The sequence below is a fragment of the Streptomyces sp. NPDC001108 genome (genome assembly GCF_053598535.1).
The window spans coordinates 1-25,428 of the sequence record NZ_JBSFKL010000029.1 but is presented as its reverse complement, the minus strand read 5'-3'; the positions used below and the strand labels follow the sequence as shown (position 1 = coordinate 25,428).

Annotated in this window: 24 protein-coding genes, 1 pseudogene and 2 riboswitches; of the genes and pseudogenes, 10 read left to right on the top strand and 15 right to left on the bottom strand. The window is 69.7% G+C overall.

From position 1 onward, the window contains the following. Window positions 1-225: 225 nt before the first annotated feature. The 4 genes and pseudogenes from ACWC97_RS33065 to ACWC97_RS33050 form a co-directional block, all read left to right on the top strand. Window positions 226-441, top strand: a pseudogene (locus ACWC97_RS33065) (IS5/IS1182 family transposase); the annotation flags it as partial. A 73-nt stretch (window positions 442-514) separates the two neighbouring features. Then, window positions 515-1,000, top strand: a complete 486-nt coding sequence (locus ACWC97_RS33060) for a hypothetical protein (RefSeq protein ID WP_450653438.1) — start codon at window positions 515-517, stop codon at window positions 998-1,000. A gap of 37 nt (window positions 1,001-1,037) precedes the next feature. Then, a complete protein-coding gene (locus ACWC97_RS33055) occupies window positions 1,038-1,526 on the top strand; it encodes a DUF4265 domain-containing protein (RefSeq protein WP_450653436.1) in 489 nt (162 codons plus the stop codon). A 353-nt stretch (window positions 1,527-1,879) separates the two neighbouring features. Beyond that, window positions 1,880-2,776 carry an aminoglycoside phosphotransferase family protein gene (locus ACWC97_RS33050; protein WP_450653434.1) on the top strand — a complete coding sequence of 299 codons (897 nt, stop codon included), beginning with the start codon at window positions 1,880-1,882 and terminating at the stop codon, window positions 2,774-2,776. A 35-nt stretch (window positions 2,777-2,811) separates the two neighbouring features. On the opposite strand, the gene ACWC97_RS33045 is transcribed toward ACWC97_RS33050, so the two are convergent. Then, window positions 2,812-3,078 carry a hypothetical protein gene (locus tag ACWC97_RS33045; RefSeq protein WP_450653432.1) on the bottom strand — a complete coding sequence of 89 codons (267 nt, stop codon included), beginning with the start codon at window positions 3,076-3,078 and terminating at the stop codon, window positions 2,812-2,814. A 227-nt stretch (window positions 3,079-3,305) separates the two neighbouring features. Here ACWC97_RS33045 and ACWC97_RS33040 point away from each other — a divergent pair, with 227 nt between their 5' ends. Next, window positions 3,306-3,869 carry a DinB family protein gene (locus ACWC97_RS33040; protein WP_450653430.1) on the top strand — a complete coding sequence of 188 codons (564 nt, stop codon included), beginning with the start codon at window positions 3,306-3,308 and terminating at the stop codon, window positions 3,867-3,869. A gap of 97 nt (window positions 3,870-3,966) precedes the next feature. Here ACWC97_RS33040 and ACWC97_RS33035 read toward each other — a convergent pair whose 3' ends face one another. Further along, window positions 3,967-4,626: a maleylpyruvate isomerase N-terminal domain-containing protein gene (locus tag ACWC97_RS33035; RefSeq protein ID WP_450653429.1), complete on the bottom strand. Its 660-nt coding sequence runs from the start codon at window positions 4,624-4,626 to the stop codon at window positions 3,967-3,969. A 185-nt stretch (window positions 4,627-4,811) separates the two neighbouring features. Here ACWC97_RS33035 and ACWC97_RS33030 point away from each other — a divergent pair, with 185 nt between their 5' ends. Next, complete coding sequence (locus ACWC97_RS33030) at window positions 4,812-5,633, top strand: PhzF family phenazine biosynthesis protein (protein WP_450653427.1); 822 nt, start codon at window positions 4,812-4,814, stop codon at window positions 5,631-5,633. Between the two features lie 47 nt (window positions 5,634-5,680). On the opposite strand, the gene ACWC97_RS33025 is transcribed toward ACWC97_RS33030, so the two are convergent. Then, window positions 5,681-6,460 (bottom strand): CPBP family intramembrane glutamic endopeptidase, encoded by a 780-nt coding sequence (locus tag ACWC97_RS33025; protein WP_352280522.1) that lies wholly within the window; start codon window positions 6,458-6,460, stop codon window positions 5,681-5,683. Window positions 6,461-6,646: 186 nt separating this feature from the next. Here ACWC97_RS33025 and ACWC97_RS33020 point away from each other — a divergent pair, with 186 nt between their 5' ends. Next, window positions 6,647-8,434 carry a substrate-binding domain-containing protein gene (locus ACWC97_RS33020; RefSeq protein WP_450653424.1) on the top strand — a complete coding sequence of 596 codons (1,788 nt, stop codon included), beginning with the start codon at window positions 6,647-6,649 and terminating at the stop codon, window positions 8,432-8,434. Between the two features lie 34 nt (window positions 8,435-8,468). On the opposite strand, the gene ACWC97_RS33015 is transcribed toward ACWC97_RS33020, so the two are convergent. After that, window positions 8,469-9,974, bottom strand: a complete 1,506-nt coding sequence (locus ACWC97_RS33015) for a glutamate--cysteine ligase (protein ID WP_385218301.1) — start codon at window positions 9,972-9,974, stop codon at window positions 8,469-8,471. 477 nt (window positions 9,975-10,451) lie between these two features. On the opposite strand from ACWC97_RS33015, the gene ACWC97_RS33010 reads away from it, so the two are divergent. Both ACWC97_RS33010 and ACWC97_RS33005 read left to right on the top strand, forming a co-directional pair. Further along, window positions 10,452-11,045, top strand: a complete 594-nt coding sequence (locus ACWC97_RS33010) for a hypothetical protein (protein ID WP_352280519.1) — start codon at window positions 10,452-10,454, stop codon at window positions 11,043-11,045. Window positions 11,046-11,402: 357 nt separating this feature from the next. Next, complete coding sequence (locus ACWC97_RS33005) at window positions 11,403-11,609, top strand: DUF5999 family protein (protein WP_352280518.1); 207 nt, start codon at window positions 11,403-11,405, stop codon at window positions 11,607-11,609. Window positions 11,610-11,697: 88 nt separating this feature from the next. Here ACWC97_RS33005 and gcvP read toward each other — a convergent pair whose 3' ends face one another. Beyond that, a complete protein-coding gene (gene gcvP / locus ACWC97_RS33000) occupies window positions 11,698-14,583 on the bottom strand; it encodes an aminomethyl-transferring glycine dehydrogenase (RefSeq protein ID WP_450653421.1) in 2,886 nt (961 codons plus the stop codon). A gap of 61 nt (window positions 14,584-14,644) precedes the next feature. Then, a riboswitch (glycine riboswitch) is annotated at window positions 14,645-14,777 on the bottom strand. Continuing rightward, a riboswitch (glycine riboswitch) is annotated at window positions 14,778-14,875 on the bottom strand. It abuts the riboswitch before it with no gap. A 101-nt stretch (window positions 14,876-14,976) separates the two neighbouring features. Between gcvP and ACWC97_RS32995 the strand changes: the two genes are divergently transcribed. Beyond that, window positions 14,977-15,357 (top strand): PRC-barrel domain-containing protein, encoded by a 381-nt coding sequence (locus tag ACWC97_RS32995; RefSeq protein WP_352280516.1) that lies wholly within the window; start codon window positions 14,977-14,979, stop codon window positions 15,355-15,357. On the opposite strand, the gene ACWC97_RS32990 is transcribed toward ACWC97_RS32995, so the two are convergent. The 10 genes from ACWC97_RS32990 to pgsA all read right to left on the bottom strand — a co-directional run bounded on the left by ACWC97_RS32990 (window position 15,282) and on the right by pgsA (window position 25,235). Beyond that, window positions 15,282-16,745, bottom strand: coding sequence for a DNA polymerase IV (locus ACWC97_RS32990; protein WP_450653419.1), 1,464 nt, complete (start codon window positions 16,743-16,745; stop codon window positions 15,282-15,284). The genes ACWC97_RS32995 and ACWC97_RS32990 overlap by 76 nt on opposite strands. 57 nt (window positions 16,746-16,802) lie before the next feature. Further along, the gene (locus tag ACWC97_RS32985) at window positions 16,803-17,342 is read right to left on the bottom strand and encodes a MerR family transcriptional regulator (protein ID WP_352280514.1); all 540 of its coding nucleotides are present in this window, start codon (window positions 17,340-17,342) and stop codon (window positions 16,803-16,805) included. A 241-nt stretch (window positions 17,343-17,583) separates the two neighbouring features. Then, window positions 17,584-18,057: a bifunctional nuclease family protein gene (locus ACWC97_RS32980; RefSeq protein ID WP_352280513.1), complete on the bottom strand. Its 474-nt coding sequence runs from the start codon at window positions 18,055-18,057 to the stop codon at window positions 17,584-17,586. A 54-nt stretch (window positions 18,058-18,111) separates the two neighbouring features. Further along, on the bottom strand, window positions 18,112-18,852 hold the full coding sequence (gene ftsR / locus ACWC97_RS32975) for a transcriptional regulator FtsR (RefSeq protein ID WP_352280512.1): 741 nt from the start codon (window positions 18,850-18,852) through the stop codon (window positions 18,112-18,114). A 41-nt stretch (window positions 18,853-18,893) separates the two neighbouring features. After that, on the bottom strand, window positions 18,894-19,682 hold the full coding sequence (locus ACWC97_RS32970) for an FHA domain-containing protein (RefSeq protein ID WP_352280511.1): 789 nt from the start codon (window positions 19,680-19,682) through the stop codon (window positions 18,894-18,896). Window positions 19,683-19,872: 190 nt separating this feature from the next. Then, window positions 19,873-20,661, bottom strand: a complete 789-nt coding sequence (locus ACWC97_RS32965; RefSeq protein WP_450653416.1) for a DUF881 domain-containing protein — start codon at window positions 20,659-20,661, stop codon at window positions 19,873-19,875. A 5-nt stretch (window positions 20,662-20,666) separates the two neighbouring features. Beyond that, complete coding sequence (locus ACWC97_RS32960; protein WP_003970459.1) at window positions 20,667-20,999, bottom strand: small basic family protein; 333 nt, start codon at window positions 20,997-20,999, stop codon at window positions 20,667-20,669. After that, a complete protein-coding gene (locus tag ACWC97_RS32955) occupies window positions 20,996-21,919 on the bottom strand; it encodes a DUF881 domain-containing protein (protein ID WP_450653414.1) in 924 nt (307 codons plus the stop codon). The genes ACWC97_RS32960 and ACWC97_RS32955 overlap by 4 nt, the downstream gene beginning before the upstream one ends. A gap of 98 nt (window positions 21,920-22,017) precedes the next feature. After that, the gene (locus tag ACWC97_RS32950) at window positions 22,018-24,513 is read right to left on the bottom strand and encodes a sugar phosphate nucleotidyltransferase (protein WP_450653412.1); all 2,496 of its coding nucleotides are present in this window, start codon (window positions 24,511-24,513) and stop codon (window positions 22,018-22,020) included. Between the two features lie 113 nt (window positions 24,514-24,626). Further along, on the bottom strand, window positions 24,627-25,235 hold the full coding sequence (pgsA, locus tag ACWC97_RS32945) for a CDP-diacylglycerol--glycerol-3-phosphate 3-phosphatidyltransferase (RefSeq protein ID WP_352280507.1): 609 nt from the start codon (window positions 25,233-25,235) through the stop codon (window positions 24,627-24,629). Between the last annotated feature and the right edge of the window lie 193 nt (window positions 25,236-25,428).

Below are 25,428 nucleotides of genomic sequence, written 5' to 3'. Positions count from 1 at the left end.
CTAGGCCCTGATCCCCCACAACACGTCAGTCCCCAGGCCCACTTGACCGTACCCCTGTCGGCTGACCCCGTCAGACCTCGGTACCACGTCGCCCGCCGGGTCGGTTCGGCCCTGGCGGCCATCTACTGCGTCGCGGGGCCACCGACAGGCCGTGAGCCCGCCGCCGAACGGCTTCGTCCGACGCGGTCCACGGCCCACACCCCGGCCCCTCCGACCGGAACCAACCTCATTCCCCAACCGTCCGACCAGGCCGGTCACCGGCGGCGCCGAGGTCGTTCGGGTAGTCGGCCGCCCGCCTTCGACGCCGAGATATACGAGCAGCGCAACGCGGTCGAACAATGCATCAGCCGGCTCAAACAGTGGCGGGGGCTGGCCATGCGAACGGACAAGCTCGCCATCTCCTACCAGGCAGCGCTTTACGTCGCTGCCCTCCTCATCTGGCCCGTATGTAGGGACGTCGGGCCGCATCATTTTGGAGAGGCACCTCCTCGGGCCAGCGTGGCAACATGCGGCAATGGTCTTTCGACACCCCGCCGGCAACTACTCGATCACCGCGATGTACTCCGTGCCCGCTGACGCCTGGTATCTGGAACTGGATCTCGTGGCCGAGCAACGGATGCTCGTGACCGCAATCGTTCCCGACGAGAACCCGGCACGGGAACCGACGATGTGCTTCAACCCGCACGCCGGGCACATAGACGTCCCGTACGAGGTCATGCGCTGGTTCATGCACCAGGTCGATGAAGAGATCCGTACCTCCCGTGCCTGGATGCGGCTGAGACCAGAGCTCGTCGAGATCATCCACCAACTCCGTCAGGCACACATGGGCGTCATCGACGATGACGCCTTTCCTCAGGCTCTGGCGGACGTGCGCACCTCGGTCCCTGAGGAAGACCTCCCCGCCGTTCTGGAGGCCGCCTTCGGGCGGAATCTTGACGGCACCACCATGGACCACCCGCAAACGCCCCAGCCTGTAAACGGTCAAGGAGACAGGCCCTAGCTCACCCCCGGTGCACGATGCCCCTGGCGGTCCACGCATGATGGGCGCCATGGAGAACGCGGCCGAGAAGATCAAGGTCTGGTTCCGGTTCGTCCCGCGCGAGGGGTGGTTCCCTCAGGACATCGAGGGCCTGTGGGCGACGAGGCTCGGTGCCGACACGGCTGCGATCGAGAACGTCCCGTTCCTCCAGGACGGCGTGGCCGAGGGGGACGTCGTGCAGTTCCGGACCGACTCGGACGGACTGCACTGGGCTGTCGGACGGATCAGTTCAGCCGGCAACTGCACGGTTCGCGTCGTGCCCGTCCCTGCTGGGCCGCTCGGCCGCAGCTCTCGAGCGGTGCATCAGCGCCTCGCCGTCTTCCACCTCGGCGGTGAGGTCATGAGCGAGGACTTCCCCATGGTGGCCTTCACCGTGCCGGCTGGTGCGGACTTCGCCGGGATCAAGGCACTGCTGAATCAAGGGCAGGACGAGGGCTGGTGGCACTACGAGGTCGGCTGCGGCACCGACGAGTGGTGGAACGCCTGACCCCGGGGCCGGATCGACGGGTTCCGGCCGGGGTCACGATCAGCCGTGCGTCTTCGCCTTCCGGGGCCGACCGCGGGAGAGCCGATAGCAGACGAGCGGGCACCAACGACCCCTGCAGTTCCCTGGACGGGCGAGCGATTCCTGGCTTGTTCGCAGGCCAGCGTCTTGAATAGGGCGGTCCGGCTGTCCTGTGACAGCAGACCTTAATCGTGCACCATCGGTTTGATCGGCAGGGCTCCACGACGCTGATGGCGTTATGGCGTCGGCATCGACACGACGGGACCCCACTCAGTTCGTCGCCGCCTCATACCGACGAATCTCCGGCTCGGTTTCATATGGAAGGACCTTCGAGAATGACCATGCACGATGACCAAGTGGGCGTGACCACCGAAATCGTTGCGGCCTTGGTCCAGGAACAGTTCCCTCGGTGGAGCGGCAAGGCGATCCGCCCCGTGGCGTCGACCGGGACGGTCTGCGCCATCTTCCGCATTGGGGACGACCTCTCCGCGCGTTTCCCCCTGCGTCTGACCGATGCCGCCGAGACTCTGGCGGTTCTGGAACAGGAAGCCGAGGCGAGCGCGGAGTTGGCACAGGTGTCTCGGTTCCCCGCCCCGGAACCCGTCGCCCTGGGAAAGCCTGGCGTGGGTTACCCCATGCCGTGGTCGGTCCAGACATGGCTGCCGGGAACGGTCGCCTCCGATGCCGACCCGAGTGGGTCGGACGCTTTCGCCGAGGACCTTGCGGCCCTCATCGCATCCCTCCGGGGCGCCGGGACGCGGGGGCGAGTTTTCAGCGGCGAAAATCGCGGCGGCGTTCTCACCCACCACGACGATTGGATGGCGAAGTGCTTCGAGGAGAGCGAGGGGCTGCTCGACGTGCCCCGGCTGCGCCACATGTGGAGCTACTTCCGGGAGTTGCCACGCACGGGTGCCGACGTGATGAGCCATGGTGACTTGATTCCCGGCAATGTGCTGGTGGCGGGAGACCGGCTCAGCGGCGTACTCGACACCGGCGGCTTCGGCCCGGCCGACCCCTCGCTGGACCTGGTCGGCGCCTGGCACCTGTTGCAACCGGGCCCGCGGGACGTGTTCCGGCGGGCACTGGTCTGTGACGATCTGGAGTGGGAGCGCGGCAAGGCATGGGCCTTCGAGCAGGCGATGGGTCTTGTCTGGTACTACGTCGAGAGCAATCCGACGATGAGCGGAATGGGGCGCCGGACACTCGACCGCATTCTGGAGTCGACGGAGTGAGAACGCGCCCTCTGAGGCACCGTCTCAACTCGTTGTCAGCCTCGGCGTGAGACGAGGCAGGCGAGCGACTCTGAAGGCCGGCAGAGCCATGTGAGCAGGGGGCTGGTGACAACGAACCAGTGGACGCTGACCCCGCCCCGCTCCTTTTCCAGGATCCGTGGGGCCTCATCCCGGTAGATGTAGCGAAGGTATCGGCGGCGGATCGGCGCTCCGGCGATCAGCAGTACCGGTGAGGAGATGAGAACAGCCGCTGGGACAAGGGCTCTCACAACGGCGATCTTCGCCTTCTCCTCATACCTCATGCGCTCAGTGTGCTGACGTCCGTGTCGCTTGTCAGCCTGCCCCGCCAGGTCTGGTGCCGACCTTGTGACGGCCGCAACAGATCGTGCGGCGGGGCTGCCTCACCCGGCATGACCCCAACAGGGCCGACTTCGGTGCCGCCAAACCGCGTTGACCACCATCCCAGTCGCAGGCCGGCACCGGCCCGCGTCAAGGGCATGACCAGTTCCTCGTTCGGTAGTGTGCGTAAATGACAAGAAGTGAACGACTCGCGGACCAACTGGACTGGTACTGGCGCACGAACCTGCGGCCACGGCTGGACGGTCTCACCGACGAGGAGTACTTCTGGGAGCCGGTGCGCGGCTGCTGGACCATCCGCCCACGTGGCACGTCGACCGCTCCGGTGCGGGAAGGCTCGGGGGAATGGACGATGGACTCCGCGTCCCCCGCTCCGGTTCCGGCGCCGGTGACCACGATTGCCTGGCGGCTGGCGCACGTCATCGTCTCGTGCCTGGGCTATCGGGTCGGCTGGTACTTCGGCGGCCAGGACGTCGACTCCCAGACGTTCGCCTACGCGGGGACCGCCGCCGAGGCGCTGGAGCAGCTCGATGAGATGTACGGGAGATGGAACGCGGGGGTCCGCGAGCTCACGGACGCCGAGCTGGATAATCCGCCCGCGGTGGGTCCCGAGCGGTTTCCCATGGAGAACAGGGTCCTGCATGTCAACAGGGAGCTGATCCACCACGGCGCCGAGATCTCCCTGCTGCGCGACCTCTACCGCTGGCAGGACGGAGCCGCACCACACCGCATATGACTTTCGGCGACCGCCCACCGCCCACGGGACTTTGGAACAACGCCCACCAACGCGCCGCCCGCCACCCCACCCGTGGAGGGAAGAACAGTCGCCCGGTTCAGCCGAGATGGAGCGGGAACGTCGCGTCCGGGCCACCCAGCGCGGCCCGTTCCGCGTCGGTCGGGGCGCGCCGCCCGGTGCCGACCAGCAGGGCGTCTTCGTCCGGCATCGACGCGGGCAGTGCCGCACCGGCGATGTGCTCGAGGATCTCCCGGGTGCGGGCCAACCCCTCCGCGGGCGGTCCGGGCACGTCGGGGAGGTGGGCGACCAGGTCGAGGTGATGGAGCGTCCACTCCAGGACGTACGCGCCGAGGTAGTCGCCCGCCGTGAGCACCTGGTCGCGGGTGCCGACGTGGAGGGCCGGGTCCGCCAGGACGGCTGCCCGTCCGGCGGCGGAGCCGACGTCGTCGAGGTGGAGGAGGAGCAGCCGGGGTTCTTCGTACGCGGCGGCCAGCCGCACGGTCAGCGCGTCCAGCGGGTCGTCGCCGGTCGGTGGGGCGGCGGTGGTCTCCCAGTACGTGACCGCGTCGCGGGTCGGCTCCGCGTCGGTGGGGGTGGCGAGGGTGATCAGCACGTCCTGGGCATCGATCACCAGGTGGCACACCAGATCCCGGACGAGCCAGCCGGAACAGCCGGACGGCCGGGCGAAGTCCTCGTCGGAAAGGCCCGCGACCGCCGTGCGCAGGGCCGCCCAGGAACGCGAGAAGAGGTGGTCCACCCGGCAAACCTAGTGCGGAGCCTCGGCGGCGGACAAGCACCACGGGCCGTACGGGGCGCGGTCCGGGGCGGGGCGGCGTGGCGTGTGCGGATCGCAGCATCCCACGGGCCGTACGGGCGCGTTCGGGGCCACTGGCGGCGGATTGGCCTTGGCGGGCCGTGTCGCGCCGTGCCTAGGGTCGGGGCATGAGAATCCGTATCGTCGACGCGTTCACCGACCGCCCCTTCACCGGCAACCCCGCCGGGGTCCTGGTGCTGGATTCCGACGGCTTCCCCGATGACGACCGGCTCCAGCGGATCGCCATGGAGCTGAACCTCTCGGAAACCGCCTTCGCCCACCCGCTGCCCCCGGGCGGCGAGGCCGACTGGGCACTCCGCTGGTTCACCCCGGCCACCGAGGTCGACATGTGCGGGCACGCCACGCTCGCCACCGCGCACGTGCTGCACACCACCGGGGCGGCGAGCGGCACGGTACGGTTCTCGGCCCGGTGCGGGATCCTCGGCGCGACCATCCATCCGGACGGCACCGTCACCCTCGACTTCCCCACCGCCCCGCTGACCCCGGAGCCGGTCCCGGCAGGGCTGGCCGCCGCGCTGGGCGCCGAGCCGCTCTCCGTCCACGACACCGGCCCGCACATCGGCGACCTGCTCGTCGAGGTGTCCGACGAGGCGACCGTACGGGCGCTGGCCCCGGATCTCGCCGCGCTGACCGAGGTGTCCCGGCGCGGTGTGATCGTCACCGCCGCCGCCGCGGATCCCTCGCTCGGCCACGACTACGTCTCGCGCTGCTTCTTCCCGCGCGTCGGGATCGACGAGGACCCGGTGACCGGCAGCGCGCACACCGCGCTGGCCCCCTTCTGGTCGGCCCGGTTCGGCCGCGACGAACTGACCGGACTCCAGGCGTCCGCCCGCTCCGGCCTGGTCCGCACCGCGCTGCGGGGTGACCGCACGCTGCTGACCGGCGGCGCCGTGACGGTGATCGACGGCGAGCTGCTGACGGCGCTCTGAACCTCCCTACGGAGGACGGGCCGTCCCCCGGGGGGCTGCCCGCGCCGTCACGGTGTGGGCAGCCAGTCCACCTTCCCGGCCAGCAGGGCGTAGCCGACGAAGGCGCCGACGTCCAGGAGTGTGTGCGCCGCGACGAGCGGGCCGACCCGGCCCCAGCGCCGGTACAGCAGGACGAAGACGACGCCCATCACCATGTTGCCGATGAAGCCGCCGATCCCCTGGTACAGGTGGTACGAGCCGCGCAGGACCGAACTGGCGGCCAGCGCGGCCATCGGCGACCACCCCAACTGCCCGAGTCTGCGCAGCAGATACCCGACGACGATCACTTCCTCCACGACGGAGTTCTGGATCGCGGACAGGATCAGCACCGGAAACTTCCACCACACGTCGGGCAGTGATTCCGGGACCACGGTCAGGTTGAATCCGGCGGCGCGGGCCACCAGGTAGAAGGCGAGTCCGGCGCTGCCGATGCCCGCGGCGACCAGCGCGCCGCGCCCGAGGTCCGGCCACGGCCGGGTACGGTCGAAGCCGATGGCGCGCAGTCCGGCGCCCTCCCTGATCAGGAGGTGCGCGACCAGCGCGACAGGCACCAGTGCCGTCGTGATACCGAAGAGTTGCCAGGCGAGATCCAGCCATGGGCGCCCCGGAGCGTAGGAGCTGTTGAGCGTCGCGGCCTGCTCCTTCAAACCTCCTGGTTTCGTCAGTGACCCGACAAAACTGATCAGGGCAGACACCCCGCTGGCCCCCAGCGAGAGAGCCAGCACGAGGGCCGTCTCGGACCGCAGAATCCTTCGTCCAGCGGCCTGTTGAGGGTAAGAATCAGCCATAAGCCCCACCTCCACCTGTACACCTGCCTTCAGTTGTGCATTCACGCCCCATCCCGCTCCCCGTCCGGCTAGGGTCTCGAATGCAGGTACGAAGATCATGCGCGACAGGCCGGGGGACGAGCACCATTCGCCGATGGTGTGGTCCCCCTTTTTCCTTGTACATCCTCAAGGAGGGGCACCACCGACATGGGACGTCACAGCTTGCCGGACGACTACGCCGACGACGGGAGCGGGGGCGGTACGCCGCCGCGGCGCCGGCGTACCGTCGTGATCGCGACCACGCTGGTACTCGCGATCGCCGGGGGGACGGCCGTCGCGGCCCAGGGCGGCCTGTTGTCGTTCTCGAAGAGCTGCGCGGACTCGGCCGTACGGCTGTCCGTCGCGGTCTCGCCGGACCTCGCTCCCGCCGTGCGCGCCGTCGCCGACAAGGCGCGCGAGGACGAGGTGCGGACGGACGGCCGCTGCCTGTACGTGTCGGTCCGGGCGCGCGACTCGTACAAGGTCGCCGAGTCCCTCTCCCGTGACACCCGCGCACCGGACTTCCAGGTCTGGCTGCCCGATTCGGACCTCTGGGTCGACCGGGCCAAGGGCACCGGCGACGGCGTCCCGGTCACGCCCGGCGACTCCGTCGCCACCTCCCCCGTCACCCTGGCCATGGTGCCGTCGGCGGCCAAAAGCCTCGGCTGGCCCAAGAAGACGTACACCTGGGCGGAGTCGACGGCCGCGGTCATGGAGTCGGGCAAGGTGCGCCTGGGCGCGGCCGACCCGGCCCGCAGCGCCACCGCGCTGATGGCGCTCGCCGGCATCGGCGCCTCGTCCGGGAAGGACGGCGGCGACAGCGACACCCGGGTCGCGGAGACCGCCAAGCTGCTGGCGCAGCGCATGTCGGACAGCGACGCCCAGGTGCTGGATACCCTGGCGCAGAACGGCTCGGGTGCCGAGCAGGGCAATCCGCGGCGCAATCAGGCGGTGCTCCTCTCCGAGCAGGCCGCGTTCGCCCACAACGCCGAGTCGTCCGGTGGCGGAAAGCTCGACCTCTTCTACCCGAAGGGCGGCGCGCCGCTCCTCAACTACCCGTACACCCTGGTGAACGAGGAGGGGATGAGCACGTCCGAGAGCCGGGCGGCGCTGCGTTTCATGACTCTGCTCAGCGAGCCCGGCCCGCAGGCCGTCCTGGCGAAGCACGGGTTCAGGAACGCCGACGGCGAAGCCGCTCCGGAGGTGGTCTCCGCCGCGGGCGGCAGGAAGCCCCAGCCGTACGCGGCCGCCGCCCGGACCCCGGACGCCGGGGCGCTCCAGCAGACGCTCGGCATGTGGACGATCACGGTGCAGAGCGCCCGGCTGACCACGGTCGTCGACGCGTCGGGGTCCATGGCCACGATCGTGCCGGGGCGCGGCCAGTCCCGGATGGACGTCACCAAGGCGTCCCTGATCCAGGCCCTGGACCAGTTCACCCCGAACGACGAGATCGGGCTCTGGGAGTTCGCCACCTCGCTGGACGGGAACAAGGACTACCGCCGGCTGGTCCCGGCCGCCCGGTTGGGCGATCCGGTGAAGGGCGGCGGCACCCACCGTCAGAAGCTCTCCGCCGCCTTCGCCGCGCTCCAGCCCGTGCCGAACGGTGCGACGGGGCTGTACGACACGATCCTGGCCTCGTACAAGGACGCCCAGGCGACCTATGTGAAGGGCAAGTTCAACGCGGTCGTCATCCTCACCGACGGATCGAACCAGGACGACCTCTCGATCTCCCGCAGTGCCCTGATCGCGGAGCTGCGGCGGATCGCCGATCCGGAGCGTCCGGTGCCGCTGCTGGCGATCGCGGTCGGCCCCGAGGCCGACCGCGAGGAACTCGACGAGGTCGCGAAGGTGACCGGCGGCGGTGGCTACCAGGTCATCGACCCCGCCGAGATCCAGATGGTGATCCTGCAGGCCATCATGACGGCCGGCCAGAACGGGCACGCCGCTCAGGAGTAGCGGCGGTCCGGCCGGGAGGCGGGGCGCGCCCGGGTCACGGCTTGGGCGCCCCGGTCGGCCAGGTGTGCACGGGCTCCCCGCTGTGCATCAGTTCGGCGTAACGGCGGGTGGTCGCGGCCAGCGCCGCGTGCCGGTCGAGTCCGGCCTCCCGTGCCCGGTGGTAGGTGTCCGCCTGCCAGGAGGCGCCGTTCACCCGCCGTCGGCACCGTTCCTCGATGACGCCGAGGAAGCGGTCGCGGTCCGCGGGCTCGATGTTCCAGGCGTCGAGCCCGGCCGCGGCCAGCGGCAGCAGTTCGTCGCGTACGAGCTTGACCGCGGGCACCCGGGTCAGCCCGCCCGCGCGGCCGGGGCGCGGCCAGACCAGCTCTGCGTCGATGCCCGCCCGGCAGGCGGCGTCGAAGTTCTCCTCCGCCGCGGCGAACGGCAGTCTCGTCCACACCGGACGGGACTCCTCGGCGAGCGAGCGCACGAGACCGTAGTAGAGCGCCGCGTTGGCGATCATGTCGATGACGGTGGGGCCGGCGGGCAGCACCCGGTTCTCCACCCTCAGATGGGGGACGCCGTCGACCAGTCCGTACACAGGGCGGTTCCAGCGGTAGATCGTCCCGTTGTGGAGCACCATCTCCGCCAGCCGGGGCACGCCGCCCTCGTCGAGGACCCGCAGCGGCTCCTCCTGGTCGTGGATCGGCAGGAGCGGCGGGAAGTAGCGCACGTTCTCCTCGAAGAGCTCGTACGCCGAGCCGATCCACCGCTCCCCGAACCAGGTCCGGGGCCGTACGCCCTGGTTGCGGAGCTCGGGCGGGCGGGTGTCGGTGGCCTGCAGGAAGAGCGGCGGTCTCGACTCCCGCCAGAGCTCCCGGCCGAAGAGGAAGGGCGAGTTGGCCCCCAACGCGATCTGGACACCGGCGACCGCCTGGGACGCGTTCCACACGTCGGCGAACCGGGCGGGCGTCACCTGGAGATGGAACTGGACCGAGGTGCAGGCGGCTTCGGGGGCGATCGAGGCGGAGGTGGAGACCATCCGCTCCACGCCCTGGATGTCGAGGGCGAAGACCTCGCCCCGGGCAGCCACCATCTGATCGTTCAGCAGCGTGTAGCGCTCCGCGTCCGAGAGGCTGGAGAGCACGAGGTCCTCGCGGCGCAGCGTGGGAAGAATACCGATCATCATGAGCCCGGCATCGACCTCGCCCGCCTTCCGGTGGGCATATCCGAGCCCGGCCCTGAGCTCTTCGGTGAGCTGGTCGAGAACACGGCCGCCCAAGTGGTGGGGCACCACGTTCACCTCCAGATTGAACATCCCGAGTTCCATCTGGAAATCGCGGCTCGCGATACGCGGGAGGACCTCCCCATTCATCATCTTCGGCATGCCGTCGGCACCCGCGAGATTCAGCTCGATCTCCACACCCATGAGGCTGCGCGGACGGTCGAACCGCCGCTCCGAGAGAAGTCGCTCCAGCCCCTCCAGGCACTCGTGGAGCTTCTTCCGGTACCTCTGCCGATCGGACAGGTCAAAGACGCCCGCCACGACCTTCTCCCCCATCGAAGCGTCCCTCCCTCGGTGGACGGCCCGCGGCCCAGACCGCTCGTATCACGATCGATAATGCCCAGAGCAGATGATCCATAACGCCCCCGGGAACGCCACTGACCCACTAGTCTCATAACAGACGCTCGGGGCACATTCCAAAGGCATGATGCGGGATGTGTTTGCCGGTCGACGGAGGGAAAAACGGCGGCGTGTTTCAGCCGTCCGCGTTTCAGGAAAAACGCCTGGCGAAGGCTGTGCAACCGTCAGGGAATCAGCACTTTCTGTACATATTCGAGTCTTGATACCGCCTTGCTTTCATTGCCCGCGACGACTAGTGGAATCACTGTGTGAACACGTTTCGTATAAACTTCGCGCACGAGGCAGAGAGTTGACGCACCGGCTCGGTCCCGGCCCCTCTGGCCCCGCATGCCGACAGCGCCGTCTGCACCCGCCCACGCACCACCGTGTCTCCGAAGCGAGAGGCGACCCACCATGCCGCTGCATCTCTTCCCTGCTCCCGCGCCCGCTCTGCGCAGCGTTCTCGCGGCCCTCGGTTCACCCACCGCCGTACGCGAAGCCCGCACCCCCGCCCTCCGGTCCGCCCAGGGACCGCTCAGCCCCGAACTCCCGCTCCCGGTCCACGTACTGGAGCGGATCGGTCCGAACGTCCCGGCCCCGGCGACCCGGCTCACCGGATGGAGGTTCCTGATCCGCGACGCGGAGCGGGCCGTCGCGGCCGCGGACACCATGATCACCGCGGACGGCTGGACCTTCTCGCACTTCTTCGAGGGCCCCTACATCGCCTCGACCGAGCTCGCCCTGCGCCAGGCGGAGACGGTGGCACCGCGCTACCAGCCGCGGCTGCTGTCCATCCCGGAGCTGTACATGCTGACGTTGTGGCTGCACGGCGACGCCGAGGCGGACGCCGCCGCCGGGGAGCTCGCCCCCGCCGACCTCCTGGTCCCGCTGGCCCCCGCCCCACCGGGGATCGCCGCGCACCGCCCGCACCGGGTCGCCGATCTGCTCCGGGTGATGACGCTGCGCATCCCGCCCGGCCCCGGACCGCTGCTCGGCTCCCCGGCCTGAGGTCCCGGCCGCCTTCTCGCACCGTGCCCCGCCGCCGTCCGGTGGCGGGGCACGGTGCTCCGCCGGGGCCGAACGGGTGCCGGGGCCGGCAGGGCTCCGGGGTGGGGGGCGCATTCCCCGCCCGTCCGGACTAGCCCGTACCGGCCACCCCGAACCATCCGAATTGACAGTGCAGTTGCGGTGAACCGTCCGCGTGGGTGACACGTCCTCCGGGTCAGGAGAAGTGCTGCTTCGAAATCCCTGCGGATTGACGCCCGTGGGGCAACACTGGGACCGGACCGATCGATACGGGGGACGGCCATGAACAGCTCATCCAGCCGCAGGACACTCACTACAACGCAGCGAGAGAACCCAGCCATGTGTCAACACCAGCCACCGTGCCCGACCGCCGACTCAGCCGACCGGGAGGCCGCCCGCCTGACGGCGCACCATCCGGAACAGGGCTGGAGCCTGCTGTGCAACGGCGTCCTGCTCTTCGAGGACACCGGCGAACTGCTCCCGGACGGTCAGATCATCGCCCCGCACCGGCCACTGGCGACCGGCCGGGTGGTGAAGGCCGCCTGACCGCGGCCGACAACGAACGGGGGCCGGCCCGGAGAATCCTCCGAACCGGCCCCGGCACGCGTCCGCGTCACACGGCGGTGCTCACACCTCAGTGGTCGTACTCGTCCAGCGGCGGGCAGGAGCAGACGAGGTTGCGGTCGCCGAAGGCACCGTCGATCCGGCGCACCGGCGGCCAGTACTTGTCGGCGGCCACGACACCGGCCGGGAAGACGGCCGTCTCACGGCTGTACCCGTGCTCCCACTCCCCGCCGACCATCCCGGCGGTGTGCGGGGCGTTGCGCAGCGGGTTGTCGTCCGCGCTCCACTCGCCGGAGGCCACCTTCTCGATCTCGTCGCGGATGGCGATCATCGTGTCGCAGAAACGGTCCAGCTCCGCGAGGTTCTCGCTCTCCGTCGGCTCGATCATCAGCGTCCCCGCGACCGGGAACGACATCGTCGGCGCGTGGAAGCCGTAGTCGATCAGCCGCTTGGCGATGTCGTCGACGCTGACGCCGGTGGCCTTGGAGATCGGCCGCAGGTCCACGATGCACTCGTGCGCGACCAGCCCGGCCGGACCGGTGTACAGGATCGGGTAGTGCGGCTCCAGCCGCTTGGCGATGTAGTTGGCCGCCAGCACCGCGACCTGCGTCGCACGCTTCAGCCCCTCCCCGCCCATCAGGCGCACGTACGCCCACGAGATCGGGAGGATGCCGGCCGACCCCCACGGAGCGGCCGAGATCGGCCCGACCCCGGTCTCGGGGCCCGCCGCGGGCTGGAGCGGGTGGTTCGGCAGATACGGGGCGAGGTGGGCGCGCACGCCGACCGGGCCGACGCCGGGGCCGCCGCCGCCGTGCGGGATGCAGAAGGTCTTGTGCAGGTTCAGGTGCGAGACGTCGCCACCGAACCGGCCCGGCCGGGCGAGGCCGACCAGCGCGTTGAGGTTGGCTCCGTCGACGTAGACCTGGCCGCCGGCGTCGTGCACCTCGGCGCAGATGTCGGCGACGTGCTCCTCGAACACCCCGTGCGTCGACGGGTACGTGATCATGAGCACGGCGAGCTCGTCGCGGTGCTTCTCGATCTTGGCCCGCAGGTCCTCGACGTCCACCTCGCCGTCGTCGGCGGTCTTCACCACGACGACCTTCATCCCGGCCATCACGGCGCTGGCCGCGTTGGTGCCGTGCGCCGAGGAGGGGATGAGGCAGACGGTGCGCTGCTCGTCGCCGTTGGCCCGGTGGTACGCCCGTACCGCCAGGAGACCGGCGAACTCGCCCTGCGAGCCCGCGTTCGGCTGGATCGAGACCGCGTCGTACCCGGTGACCTCGGCGAGGCGTTCCTCCAGCTCACGGATGAGGGTGAGGAAGCCCTCGGCCTGCTCGGCCGGGGCGAAGGGGTGCAGCGCGCCGAACTCGGGCCAGGTGATCGGCTCCATCTCGGTGGTCGCGTTCAGCTTCATGGTGCAGGAGCCGAGCGGGATCATGCCGCGGTCCAGCGCGTAGTCCCGGTCGGAGAGCCGGCGCAGGTAGCGCAGCATCGCGGTCTCGGAGCGGTGCTGGTGGAAGACCGGGTGGGTGAGGACCGCGTCGGTACGCAGCAGCCCCTCGGGCAGCGCGTCGGCGACGGTGGCGTCCAGCTCCTCGATGTCGCCCTCGGCGCCGAAGGCGGCCCAGACGGCGGCGATCTGCGTCCGCGTGGTGGTCTCGTCGCAGGCGACGGAGACCAGGTCCGCGTCGACCGGGCGCAGGTTGACCCCGCGCACACGGGCCTCGGCGACGACCTCGGCCGCCTTGCCCGGGACACGGACGGTGAGCGTGTCGAAGTGGGCGCCGGTCACGACGTCGACACCGGCGGCACGCAGCCCCGCGGCCAGGATCGCGGCGTAGCGGTGGATGCGCCGGGCGATTGTCCTCAGCCCGTCCGGACCGTGGTAGACGGCGTACATCCCGGCCATGACGGCGAGCAGCACCTGCGCGGTGCAGATGTTACTGGTGGCCTTCTCACGGCGGATGTGCTGCTCACGGGTCTGCAGGGCCAGCCGGTACGCCTTGTTGCCGTCGGCGTCGACGGAGACGCCGACGAGGCGGCCCGGGAGGCTGCGGGCGAACTTCTCGCGCACGGCCATGTAGCCGGCGTGCGGGCCGCCGAAGCCCATCGGGACGCCGAAGCGCTGGGTGGTGCCGATGGCGATGTCCGCGCCCAGCTCGCCGGGGGAGGTGAGCAGGGTCAGGGCCAGCAGGTCGGCGGCGACAGTGACGATCGCGCCCAGCTCGTGGGCCTGCTCGACGAGGGGGCCGAGGTTCCGCACCTCGCCGGAGGCGCCGGGGTACTGCACCAGGACGCCGAAGACACCGCGCTCGGCGATCTCGGCCGGGATGCCCCCGGACAGGTCGGCGACGACGACCTCGACACCGGTCGGCTCGGCGCGGGTCTCGATGACGGCGACGGTCTGCGGCAGGGCGTCGGCGTCGACCAAGAAGACGCCGTTCTTCACCTTGCCGACGCGCCGGGAGAGCGCCATGGCCTCGGCGGCGGCGGTGCCCTCGTCCAGCAGGGAGGCACCGGAGGTGGGCAGCCCGGTCAGGTCGGCGACCATCGTCTGGAAGTTGAGCAGGGCCTCCAGGCGGCCCTGGGAGATCTCCGGCTGGTACGGCGTGTAGGCCGTGTACCAGGCGGGGTTCTCCATGACGTTGCGCAGGATCACCGGCGGGGTGAAGGTGCCGTAGTAGCCGAGCCCGATCATCGGGGCCAGCACCTGGTTGCGGTCCGCGAGGTCGCGCAGCTCGGCGAGGACCTCGGCCTCGGTGCGCGCGGCCGGCAGCCCGAGGGCCTCCGTGCTCCTGATGACATCGGGCACCGCGGCCGCGGTGAGTTCGTCCAGCGAGCCGTAACCGACCTGGGCGAGCATCTTCGACTGCGCCTCGGCATCGGGTCCGATGTGGCGCTGCTCGAACGGAATACCCTGCTCCAGCTGGGAGAGCGGAGTGCGACGGGGGGTCATGGTGGAGGCCTCCTGGTCTGTCACGACCTGCGAGGGGCACCCCGGCGCGGGTGCCCGAACGGCCTCCCCCTCTGTCATCTCGACCTGAGAGCTTCACCGGCGCGCTTTGCGGCGCACCGGCTTTCACCGTCGGTGAGGTCGGGATTCGTACCGGCACCCGGCCGTACGAAGCCTGTCCTGCTTTCCAGAGTGACCTCGTCCGTGCGGTACGGGGGCCTGAGAGATTCCGGGGAGGATTTGCTCCTTCGGCGCCCTCCGGATCAGCTCCGAAGGACTCTCCCGCACGGGGTCAGCGGCCATGACCAGCCTACCAGCGGGGTTCGTGGCCGATTCCTCAAGTGGCCGACCACCCGGATCTGGCCTTTTGTAGTGCTTGTGGAGTAGTTGCGACCAATGGGAGGGACCGTGCAGACCGACATCGATCCGCGGAGCCTGATCGGCCGCAAGGCGTTCGACCGCAAGGGCGTCAAGATCGGGACCGTGGACGAGGTGTACCTCGACGACGCGACCGGGGTCCCGGAATGGGCGGCCGTACGCACCGGTCTCTTCAGCCGGGACGCGTTCGTACCACTGGAGCCCAGTGAATTCGTGGCGGACACGCTCCGGGTCCCGTTCGACCGGGCACTGATCAAGGACGCGCCCGACTTCGGCGTGGGCCGTCACCTCTCCCCCGAGCAGGAGCTCCAGCTCTACCGCCACTACGGGCTCGACTCCCCGCCCGGCGACGTCCCCCCGGACCGGGACTTCGGCAGGCTGGCCGGCCAGGACGAGTAGTCCGGCGGATTCCTCACCAGCGGCAGTGGCTCGGCCGGTCCGAGCTCCGGATCGTCCGTGCGGAACGTACGCACCCGGCCGGGCGGTGACTCGGGCTCCTCGAACCGCACCGTCACCCGGCCGACACCGCTGCCCTGCACCCAGCCGTGGCCGTACTCGGTGTGCTCCACGTCGTGTCCGGCGGACCAGCGCCGGGCCGCGCGCTCCTCGACCGTCTCCGGGGCCTTCGCCCCGGGCTCGCCCCTTTCCCCGGCCCCGTCCTCCTCCGCCGCCGGTGGCTCCTCCAGCGGCCCTCCCGCCACCGCCCGCTCCCCTGCCGCCGCCTGGGCGAAGAGATCCTCCTGCGTGTAGTCGGCGAGCCCCGTGACGCCCACGCCGAGGAGCCGGACGCCTCCGGTGGTGTCCACGGCCTCCAGGAGCCGCGCGGCGGCCTCACGGACCACCGTGGGATCGTCCGTGGGCCCGCGGAGCGTCTCGGACCGTGTGAGCGTCGAGAAGTCGTAGCGGCGCACCTTCAGCACCACCGTCCGTCCGGATCTGCCCGCGCCCCGCAGCCGCCGTACGCACCGGTCGGCCAGGCGCTCGACCTCCGACCGGATCCGGACACGGTCGTGGAGATCGGCGTCGAAGGTGTCCTCCACCGACACCGATTTCGCGTCCCGCTCCGCGACCACCGGCCGGTCGTCGTGCCCGAGCGCCATCCGGTGGAGCGCGCCGCCGTGCGCCTTGCCGAGCAGCCGTACGAGCTCGTCCTCACCGGCCTCGGCGAGGTCGTCGACGGTGGTCATCCCGGCGCGGCGCAGATGGTCCGCCGTCGCGGGCCCGACCCCGGGAAGGATCCGCACCGGCTTGGGGGCGAGCAGCGCCCGCTCCGTGCCCGGCGCTATCAGCCGCAGCCCGTCCGGTTTGGCCTCCTCGGAGGCGATCTTGGCCAGCATCTTGGATCCGGCGAGCCCGACCGAGCCGGTGAGCCCGGTGACCGCCCTGATGGCCTCACGCAGCCGCGCGCCGATCTCCAGGGCCGACGCCGTGTCGTCGGCCGTGCCCCCGGCCTCCAGGTCCACGAACGCCTCGTCCAGACTGAGCGGCTCCACCAGCGGGGAGAGCCGGGCGAGCAACTCCATCACCTGCTCGCTCACCGTCCGGTACAGCTGGAAGCGGGGCACCAGGTAGGCCGCGTTGGGCGCGAGCCGCCGGGCCTGGGCCATCGGCATGGCGGAGTGCACCCCGAAGCGCCGCGCCTCGTAGGAGGCGGTGGCGACGACCCCGCGCGGCCCCAGCCCGCCCACGACGACCGGTTTGCCGCGCAGGCTCGGCTTGGACGCCTGCTCCGCCGAGGCGTAGAAGGCGTCCATGTCGAGATGGAGGATGGTGGGCGCGGCTCTCACACCCACCGATGCTGCCCTACGGCACTGACAATCGCCGTGACCCGTGCGTCCGCCGGGTCAGCCGGCCCGGTTGCGCCGCCGCGCCAGCTCGTCGGTGGGGTTGTTCCGGACGAGGGTCTCGCCGGTGTCCACCCGCTCGCCGTGCAGCTGCGAGAGCGCGGCGTCGACGTCCTGCCACACCACGCCCACGGCGATGCCGAAGATCCCCTGGCCGCCCTGGAGCAGACTGACGACCTCGTCGGGCGAGGAGCACTCGTACACCGTCGCCCCGTCGCTCATCAGCGTCATCCGCTCAAGATCCTGGAAGCCGCGGGCCCGCAGGTGCTGCACCGTGGTGCGGATGTTCTGGAGCGCCACGCCGGTGTCCAGGAAGCGCTTCACGATCTTCAGCAGGACGACGTCCCGGAAGCTGTAGAGCCGCTGCGTGCCGGAACCGTACGCGGGGCGCACGCTGGGCTCCACCAGCCCCGTACGCGCCCAGTAGTCGAGCTGCCGGTAGGTGATCCCGGCCGCCGCGCAGGCGGTCGGCCCCCGGTAGCCGATGTCGTCGGCCGATGCCACTGCGCCCCCCGCCACCGCCGGTTGAACCGGTTGCACGACGGTGCGGTCGGCTGTACTTCCCTGCTGCGAATACGACCCGCCCGCTGCCGTACCGTCGCCGCTGCTTCTCACGCCGACCTCCGTCCTTGACCTGCCTTATCGAAGGTAGGCAGTCACTCGGGGTGCGTCAACGATCGCCACACTCGGCACGCCGAGTGATAATCACCCCGAGGGTGGTTTCCTCTGCCCCGCGAGCGGGAAAGGCTGGCCGGATGTACTGACGGCGGCCCGAGGACGGTCACTGGCTGTTGGTACCGAAGTCCTCCGGGGAGATCTGGTCGAGGAACTCGCGGAACTTCTCCACCTCGTCCTCCTGCTCGTCCGGGATCGCGATGCCCGCGTCGTCGAGCACCCCGTCGCTGCCGTAGATCTTCGTTCCGGTGCGCAGGGCGAGCGCTATGGCGTCGGACGGCCGTGCGCTCACCTCCACCCCACTGGCGAAGACCAGCTCCGCGTAGAAGACCCCTTCCCGGAGGTCCGTGATGCGGACCTCGGTGAGCTCCTGGCCCACGGCCTCGAGCACGTTCTTGAAGAGATCATGGGTCAGCGGCCTGGCAGGAGCCATGCCCTGCTGAGCGAAGGCGATCGCGGTCGCCTCCCCGGGACCGATCCAAATGGGGAGGAACCGGTCGCCTCCCACTTCACGCAGGAGCACGATCGGTTGGTTCGAGGGCATTTCCACCCGGACACCCACAACGTCGAGCTCGTTCACACAGCAACCCTAGGACGTGCCCGGCAGGTTTGGGTAGTCGGGCGCCCGCGCGACTCAGTGGAGCCGGATGTGCAGGGCACTCTGGACGAAGGCCGAGTGAAGCCGCACGGACAGCTCCGCGAGCTCTTTCGCCGTGGCCTCCGCATGGGCTCTGGTCTGCGGATTCCGGTGTCTGCGCAGGGGTGCGACCACCTGCTCGATGAGCCCGACCTCACGGTCCGCGGCCGCCCGCATGGCACGCAGGTGACGCGGTTCGAGACCGAACCTGCCCAGATCCGCCACAAGCTTGGCGACGGTGACCGCCTCGGCGTCGTAGCCGCCCTCGGCCGTCGGGGTGACCAGACCGTACGACTCCCACTCGTCGAGCTCGCTCTCGGTGACCTCGGCGGCGGCCAGCAGCTCCGCACGGCCGATCCTGGCCGCGGTGGGCCGTCCGGGCTCCGGGAGGGTCCCGTCGCCGGGATCCCGGGGGCCGCCCCCGGACGGCAGGGCGGACTGCTCACCGCGGGCGACGGCATCCAGATGCTCCCGGATGACCTTCAGCGGCAGGTAGTGGTCCCGCTGCATGCGCAGCACCTGCGCCAGCCGCTCCACATCGGCACCGCGGAACTTGCGGTAGCCGGAAGGGGTCCGCTGCGGCTCGACGAGCCCTTCGGCCTCCAGGAAGCGAATCTTGGAGATCGTGACCTCGGGAAACTCCTCCCGCAGCCGCAGCAGCACCGTCCCGATGCTCATGGGGCGGTCGTCGCCGGTGGCGGTGCCGGCCCCGGCACCGCCCGTCGGTGTTCTCAGCATGGACCTTCCTGGGGTTCCCCCCGACGACGTCAGGGAGCGGGTCAGATACCGCGCTGGCTCGCGTAGAAGACCAGCCGGTACTTGCCGATCTGCACTTCGTCACCGCTGGACAGGGCGACGGAGTCGACCGGCTCACGGTTGACGTACGTACCGTTCAGACTGCCCACGTCCGCGACCGTGAAGCTGCCGTCGGCACCCCTGCGGAACTCCACGTGGCGACGCGACACCGTCACGTCGTCGAGGAAGATGTCGCTCTGCGGGTGACGGCCGGCCGTGGTCAGCTCGCCGTCCAGCAGGAAGCGACTGCCCGAGTTCGGACCTCGGCGCACCACCAGGAGCGCCGAGCCGAGCGGCAGCGCCTCGACGGCGGCCTGCGCCTCGGGCGAGAGGGACGGAAGCGCGGTCTGGCCGGTGGTCTCCGGGTCGTACGCCTCCAGACCGGAGATGGAGATGGTCGAGGTCGTCTCGGAGGCACGCTCCGGAATCCCGCCCCGCAGCGGCGTACCGCAGTTGGAGCAGAACCGGCCGGCCTCGGTGTTGCGATGGCCGCACCTCGGACAGACCGGCATGGGCGAACCCTCCTGGCTGGAGGCGAACCCTCCACCCGAACTCGAGGCCGACGATTCCCCGAAACCTATGCGGGCGGCACCGGCAGGGTCAACAGACGACGCGCCGGTTGCGCCCGAATTGTCGCTCCCCGTGCCCGCCACCTGATCACGGAAGAGCGGGCGTTCCGAACCCTGCTCCTCCGCCTGGCCATGGCGCGGTGCGCGATGGCGGGCGGCCTCGTCGCGAGCGCTCTTGCCGAACAACTTCCCAAACAACTTCACGGGCGATTCCCCTTGACCGAAATAGACCCGCCCGTGGGGCAGGACGAACCCTGAATGAACACACCTGCCGACCCGGACATCTTCACAACGTCCGTATCCACCCGACAGTTTCCACCACGCACCACCAATACGGTGCGGCGACCCCCCGCAACCTCGCGCCCGTGTCCTTCGACCCCTCCGCGCCGCGATGTCACGGTGACGACGACCGAGCGTAGTCAGGCTGCTCCGCCCGTCGCAAGGCATCCACGACGATGTCGTCGGCCCGGGCCACCCGCACGGTGGCCTGCTCCTTCTCCAGGGTCTGCACCACACCGCCCGGGATGTTGAGCGCCGGCTCCAGGTCCTGGGGCTTGCCGATCACCTTGAAGACGTACGGCTCGGTGATCTTACGGCCGTCGACGGCGACGTGGCCGCCCTCACCGGAGAAGTAGGTGTTGGCGACCACCCGCACCCCGTTGACCTCGATCGCCTCGGCGCCCGCGGCACGCAGCTCCTGGAGCGCGTCCAGCAGCATGTCCGCCTTCACCCCGTCCCCGGGGTCATGGACGGTGAGGGTGATCCCGGGCCCGTGGGCCGCCACGGTGCCCGCGAGGACACCGAGTTGCCGTTCCTTCTCGACCGTCTGCTTGCGCGCCTCCTCGGCCTGGTCGGAGCTGTTCTCCAGCTCCGTTCGCTGGGCGGCCAGCCGCTGCTTCTCGTCCTCCAGCCGCTGCGTCCGGTCGTCCAGCTCGTCGAGGATCCGGACCAGGTCCTCCTGCCGGGCACCGCGCAGTGCGCTGTTGTCGCTGGTGGACCGCACCTGGATGGCCAGCCCGAGCCCGAGCACGAACAGCAGCACCGCGACGGTCAGTTGGGCCCGTGTCACCCGTGGCGGCCAGAGACCGGCGGCCAGCCGCTGGCGGCCGGTGAGTTCCTGCACGGGTTCCTGTACCGGCTCCTCGGCCCTCTCGGGGCCGCCGGGACGTTCTTCGTCGCTCATCGCCATCAGGCCCGGAAGACGTGCCGACGGATGGCCGCGGCGTTGGAGAAGATCCGGATCCCGAGCACGACCACCACACCGGTGGACAGCTGCGCGCCCACGCCCAGCTTGTCGCCCAGGAACACGATGAGGGCGGCCACCACGACGTTCGAGAGGAACGACACGACGAAGACCTTGTCGACGAAGATCCCGTCGAGCATGGCCCGCAGGCCGCCGAAGACGGCGTCGAGCGCGGCCACGACGGCGATCGGGAGATACGGCTCGACCACGGCCGGCACCTCGGGCCGGACCAACAGCCCGACCACGACTCCCACGACGAGTCCCAGTACGGCGATCACGATGTGCCCTTCCCTGTGTCTGCCGCACCACTGCCGGTGTCTGCGGCACGATAAGGCTCTGCTGTACGTACGATCAGGCTCGGCGCGACCGGGAGGCTGATCTTCTGCTGTGCGGACAGGTTCGTCCGGATGTCGAAGGTGTCCTTGAGCGCCTGCAGGTACTGCCCGTCGGCACTGTCCTGGAAGGCGGCGGCGAGCTGCTTCCCGTTCCCCACCGCCAGCACCGTGTAGGGCGGCACCAACGGCCTGTTGTCGACCAGTATGGCGTCGCCCGCGGCCCGGATCGCCGACAGGGCCGTCAGCCGCTGGCCGTTGATCGCGATGGCCTCCGCGCCGGACTGCCACAGTCCGTTGACGACCCGTTGGAGGTCCCGGTCGCGGACCCGCCCGGTGTCGGCGAACCCGGTGGTCTCCCTGGGACCGCCACCGCCCTGGTCGGTGTCCTTGGCGTCGTCGACGACGAGCTTCACACCGGGCCCCTCCACCGGGGTCGCCCCGGCGAGCAGCGCCACCCGCTCCCCCTGGTCCCCGCCGTGCTTCTCCAGGGCCTTGCGCTGGCGCCTGCCCACGTCGTCCCGGAGTTCGTCCACCTCCGCCTCGAGGCTGTCGGCGGCCGCGGTCTCGTCGTCGATGCGCCCGATCAGCTCCTGGCGCTCCTTGGCGAGGACCGGCGCGGAGACCCGCGCCTCCGCGGCCCCGAGCGTCACCACGAGCGCGGCGAGCACCAGACAGGCGGCGAGGCCGAGCCTGGACTTGAGCGTGCGGGGCATGCCTGCCGTCCCGTCGGCCTCTCGGCGCGCCGACGCCTCGGCGTACCCGTCGTCGAGGCTGTGGTCCATCACGTTGGTCAGCAGCGACATGGACGCGTCGGGACGCGCGGGGGGCGGGGCGGTACTCCGATCGGGGGACTGCTGCGACATGCCGCACATCGTCGCACGTCGCCGAGGCTACCGCCGAATGGCCCCACCGGTGTGCCCGAGGCCGTCGCCGGACGCCGCCGGACACACCGGTGGAGGTGTCACCGACCCGCGCCCTCCACGACGGCCGCCCACTCGTCCAGCAGCAGCTGTGCGGAGGCGTCGTCGGGCCCCTCGGCCCACAGATGGGTGACGGCCTCGGCCGGGTCCGGCAGAACCATCACCCAGCGCCCGTCGGCCTCGACCACCCGTACACCGTCCGTCGTGTCGACGTCACGGTCCCCGGCGGCCTCCACGACCCGGCGCATTACAAGTCCCTTGACGGCCCAGGGGGTGGCCAGGTCACGGCGCAGGACATGGGCACGGGGGATGCGGGCATCGATCTGGCTGAGCGTGAGCTGTGTCCTGGCCACCAGCCCGAGGAGCCGCACGAAGGCTGCGGATCCGTCGAAGACACTGCTGAATTCGGGAACGATGAAGCCGCCGAGCCCGTCTCCACCGAAGATGGTGCCTTCCTCTCTCCCCACGCGCGTCAGATCGTCCGGTGACGTGGTCGTCCACTCGACCTGGGTGCCGTGGTACGCCGCCACCTGCTCGGCGACACGTGTCGTGGTGACGGGCAGGGCCACCCGCCCGCTGCGCCGTTCGGCCGCCACGAGATCGAGCATCACCAGGAGAGCCCGGTCGTCCTCGATGATCCGTCCCCGCTCGTCGACCAGGGAGAGCCGCTCCCCCACCGGGTCGAACCGTACGCCGAACGAGGCCCCGGCCGAGCCGACGATCTCGCCCAGGCGCACCATGCCGGAGCGCCGTGTCTCGGCGGTCTCGGTGGGCCGCGATTCGTCGAGGCCGGGATTGATGGTGAGCGCGTCGACACCGAGCCGCCCGAGCAGGCTGGGCAGGACGAGCCCGGCGCTTCCGTTGGACGCGTCGACGACGACCTTGAGTCCGGCGTCTGCGATGCCCGAGGTGTCGACGTTCCGCAGCAGCGATCCGGTGTACGAGTCGAAGACGCTGGACGGGAAGTGCAGGTCCCCGATCTCGCCCGGGAAGGCCCGGCGGTACTCCTGACGTGCGTAGACCCGGTCCAGCTTCCGCTGGCGTGCCTGCGAGAGGTCGGCGCCCCGTTCGTCGATGAACATGATGTCGACCGAGTCGGGGACCCCGGGGGAGGTACGGATCATGATGCCGCCGGCGCTCCCCCGCGCGGTCTGCTGGCGGGCGACGGGCAGCGGTACGTTCTCCAGGTCCCGGACGTCGATGGCGCTGGCCTGGAGAGCGGAGATCACGGCACGTTTCAGTGCGCGGGCGCCGCGGGAGTGGTCACGCGCGGTGGTGACCGTCGCCCCCTTCTTGAGGGTGGTGGCATAGGCACCGGCGAGCCGGACCGCCAGCTCGGGAGTGATCTCGACGTTGAGGATTCCGGACACACCGCGGGCACCGAAGAGGTGTGCCTGTCCGCGCGATTCCCAGATCACCGAGGTGTTGACGAAGGCACCGGCCTCGATGGTCTTGAACGGGTAGACCCGGACATTGCCCTGAATGATCGATTCCTCACCGATCAGGCACTCGTCGCCGATGACGGCGCCGTCCTCGATGCGTGCCGCTCCCATGACGTCGGTGTTCTTGCCGATCACGCACCCACGCAGATTGCTGTGCTGGCCGATGTAGACGTTGTCGTGGATCACGGCCTTGTGCAGGAAAGCACCGCTCTTGACCACCACATTCGATCCGATGACCGTGTGTTCACGTACTTCGGCGCCTGCTTCGACCTTCGCGTAGTCACCGATGTAGAGCGGCCCTCGAAGCACCGCGTCGGGATGCACTTCCGCGCCTTCCGCGACCCACACACCGGGTGAGATCTCGAATCCGTCGATGTCGACGTCGACCTTGCGCTCCAGCACGTCGGCCTGGGCCTTCACATAGCTCTCGTGTGTGCCGACGTCCTCCCAGTAGCCCTCGGCGATATAGCCGTAGATGGGCTTGCCCTCCTTCATGAGCTGGGGGAAGACGTCGCCCGACCAGTCCACCGAGACATCGGCTGCGACATAGTCGAAGACCTCGGGTTCCATGACGTAGATGCCGGTGTTGACGGTGTCCGAGAAGACCTGGCCCCAGGTGGGCTTCTCCAGGAAGCGCTCGACCTGGCCGCCCTCGTCCACGATCGTGATGCCGAATTCCAGCGGGTTCGGCACCCTGGTCAGACACACCGTGACCAGGCCGCCCTTTTCCTTGTGGAAGGCGATGAGATCGGTCAGGTCGAAGTCGGTGAGCGCGTCCCCGGAAATGACCAGGAAGGTGTCGTCCTTCAATGCCTGTTCGGCATTCTTCACGCTCCCGGCGGTACCGAGTGGCTTCTCCTCATTGGCATAGCTGAGCTCCATTCCGAGCTCTTCGCCGTCCCCGAAGTAATTCTTGACCAGCGAGGCAAGGAACTGGACCGTGACGACGGTCTCGTTCAGCCCGTGCCGTTTGAGCAGCCGAAGCACATGCTCCATGATCGGCCGATTGGCGACGGGCAGAAGAGGCTTGGGCATGCTTGAGGTCATGGGGCGAAGGCGTGTGCCTTCGCCGCCAGCCATCACGACGGCCTTCATGTCGGAAACGTCCTCCTTGAAGAGACGACGGTTTAGCCGACTTCGCCCGTCAGGGCACCATCCGGGTCATCAGTGGCGGGCCGGCCACACTGCGCGGCACCGCGGTAACGAGCTCAATCGGCTTCTGCGTCCGCCTTGACGAGTCGGCGGACCTGAACGACGTAGAGGATCCCTGCCCACCAATAGAGCGTTGTACCCCAACCTGCGAACGCCCATCCGAAAATAGCGGCCAACGATGCCAGCCAACCACTTCCGTCGCTGAGCAGCAACAAGGGGAACGCGTACATGAGGTTGAACGTGGCCGCCTTGCCCAGGAAGTTCACCTGGGGCGGCGGATAGCCGTGGCGCCGCAGGATTCCGACCATCACGAGGAGCATCAGCTCCCGGGCGACCAGCACGGCGGTGAGCCAGAGCGGGAGGATCTCGCGCCAGGTCAGGCCGACAAGGGTCGAAAGGATGTAGAGGCGGTCCGCAGCGGGATCCAGGAGCCGGCCGAGGTTGCTGATCTGGTTCCATCGACGCGCGAGCTTGCCGTCGAGGTAATCACTGATTCCGCTGAACATCAGCACGAGCAGAGCCCAGCCATCGCTCTGGGGGCCGCCGAACACGGGGCGAAGAATCAGCCACAGGAAGAGCGGAACGCCGACGAGGCGAGCCATGCTGAGGATGTTGGGGATGGTGAGTACCCGGTCCGTCTGAACCCGAGTCTCCTGAACCTCCACCCGGGGGCCTCCTGTGAAGAAAGTGCCAATGATGCCCCCTGACCCTACCCTCAGCCTCCGTCGCCGGTTGCACAGGGGTGAGGGCAGGCAATAGACCCGTGAACGCAGAAAAGCCCCGTGTCCACAAAGGACACGGGGCTTTCCCGTAAAAGAAGTTCGGCGGCGTCCTACTCTCCCACAGGGTCCCCCCTGC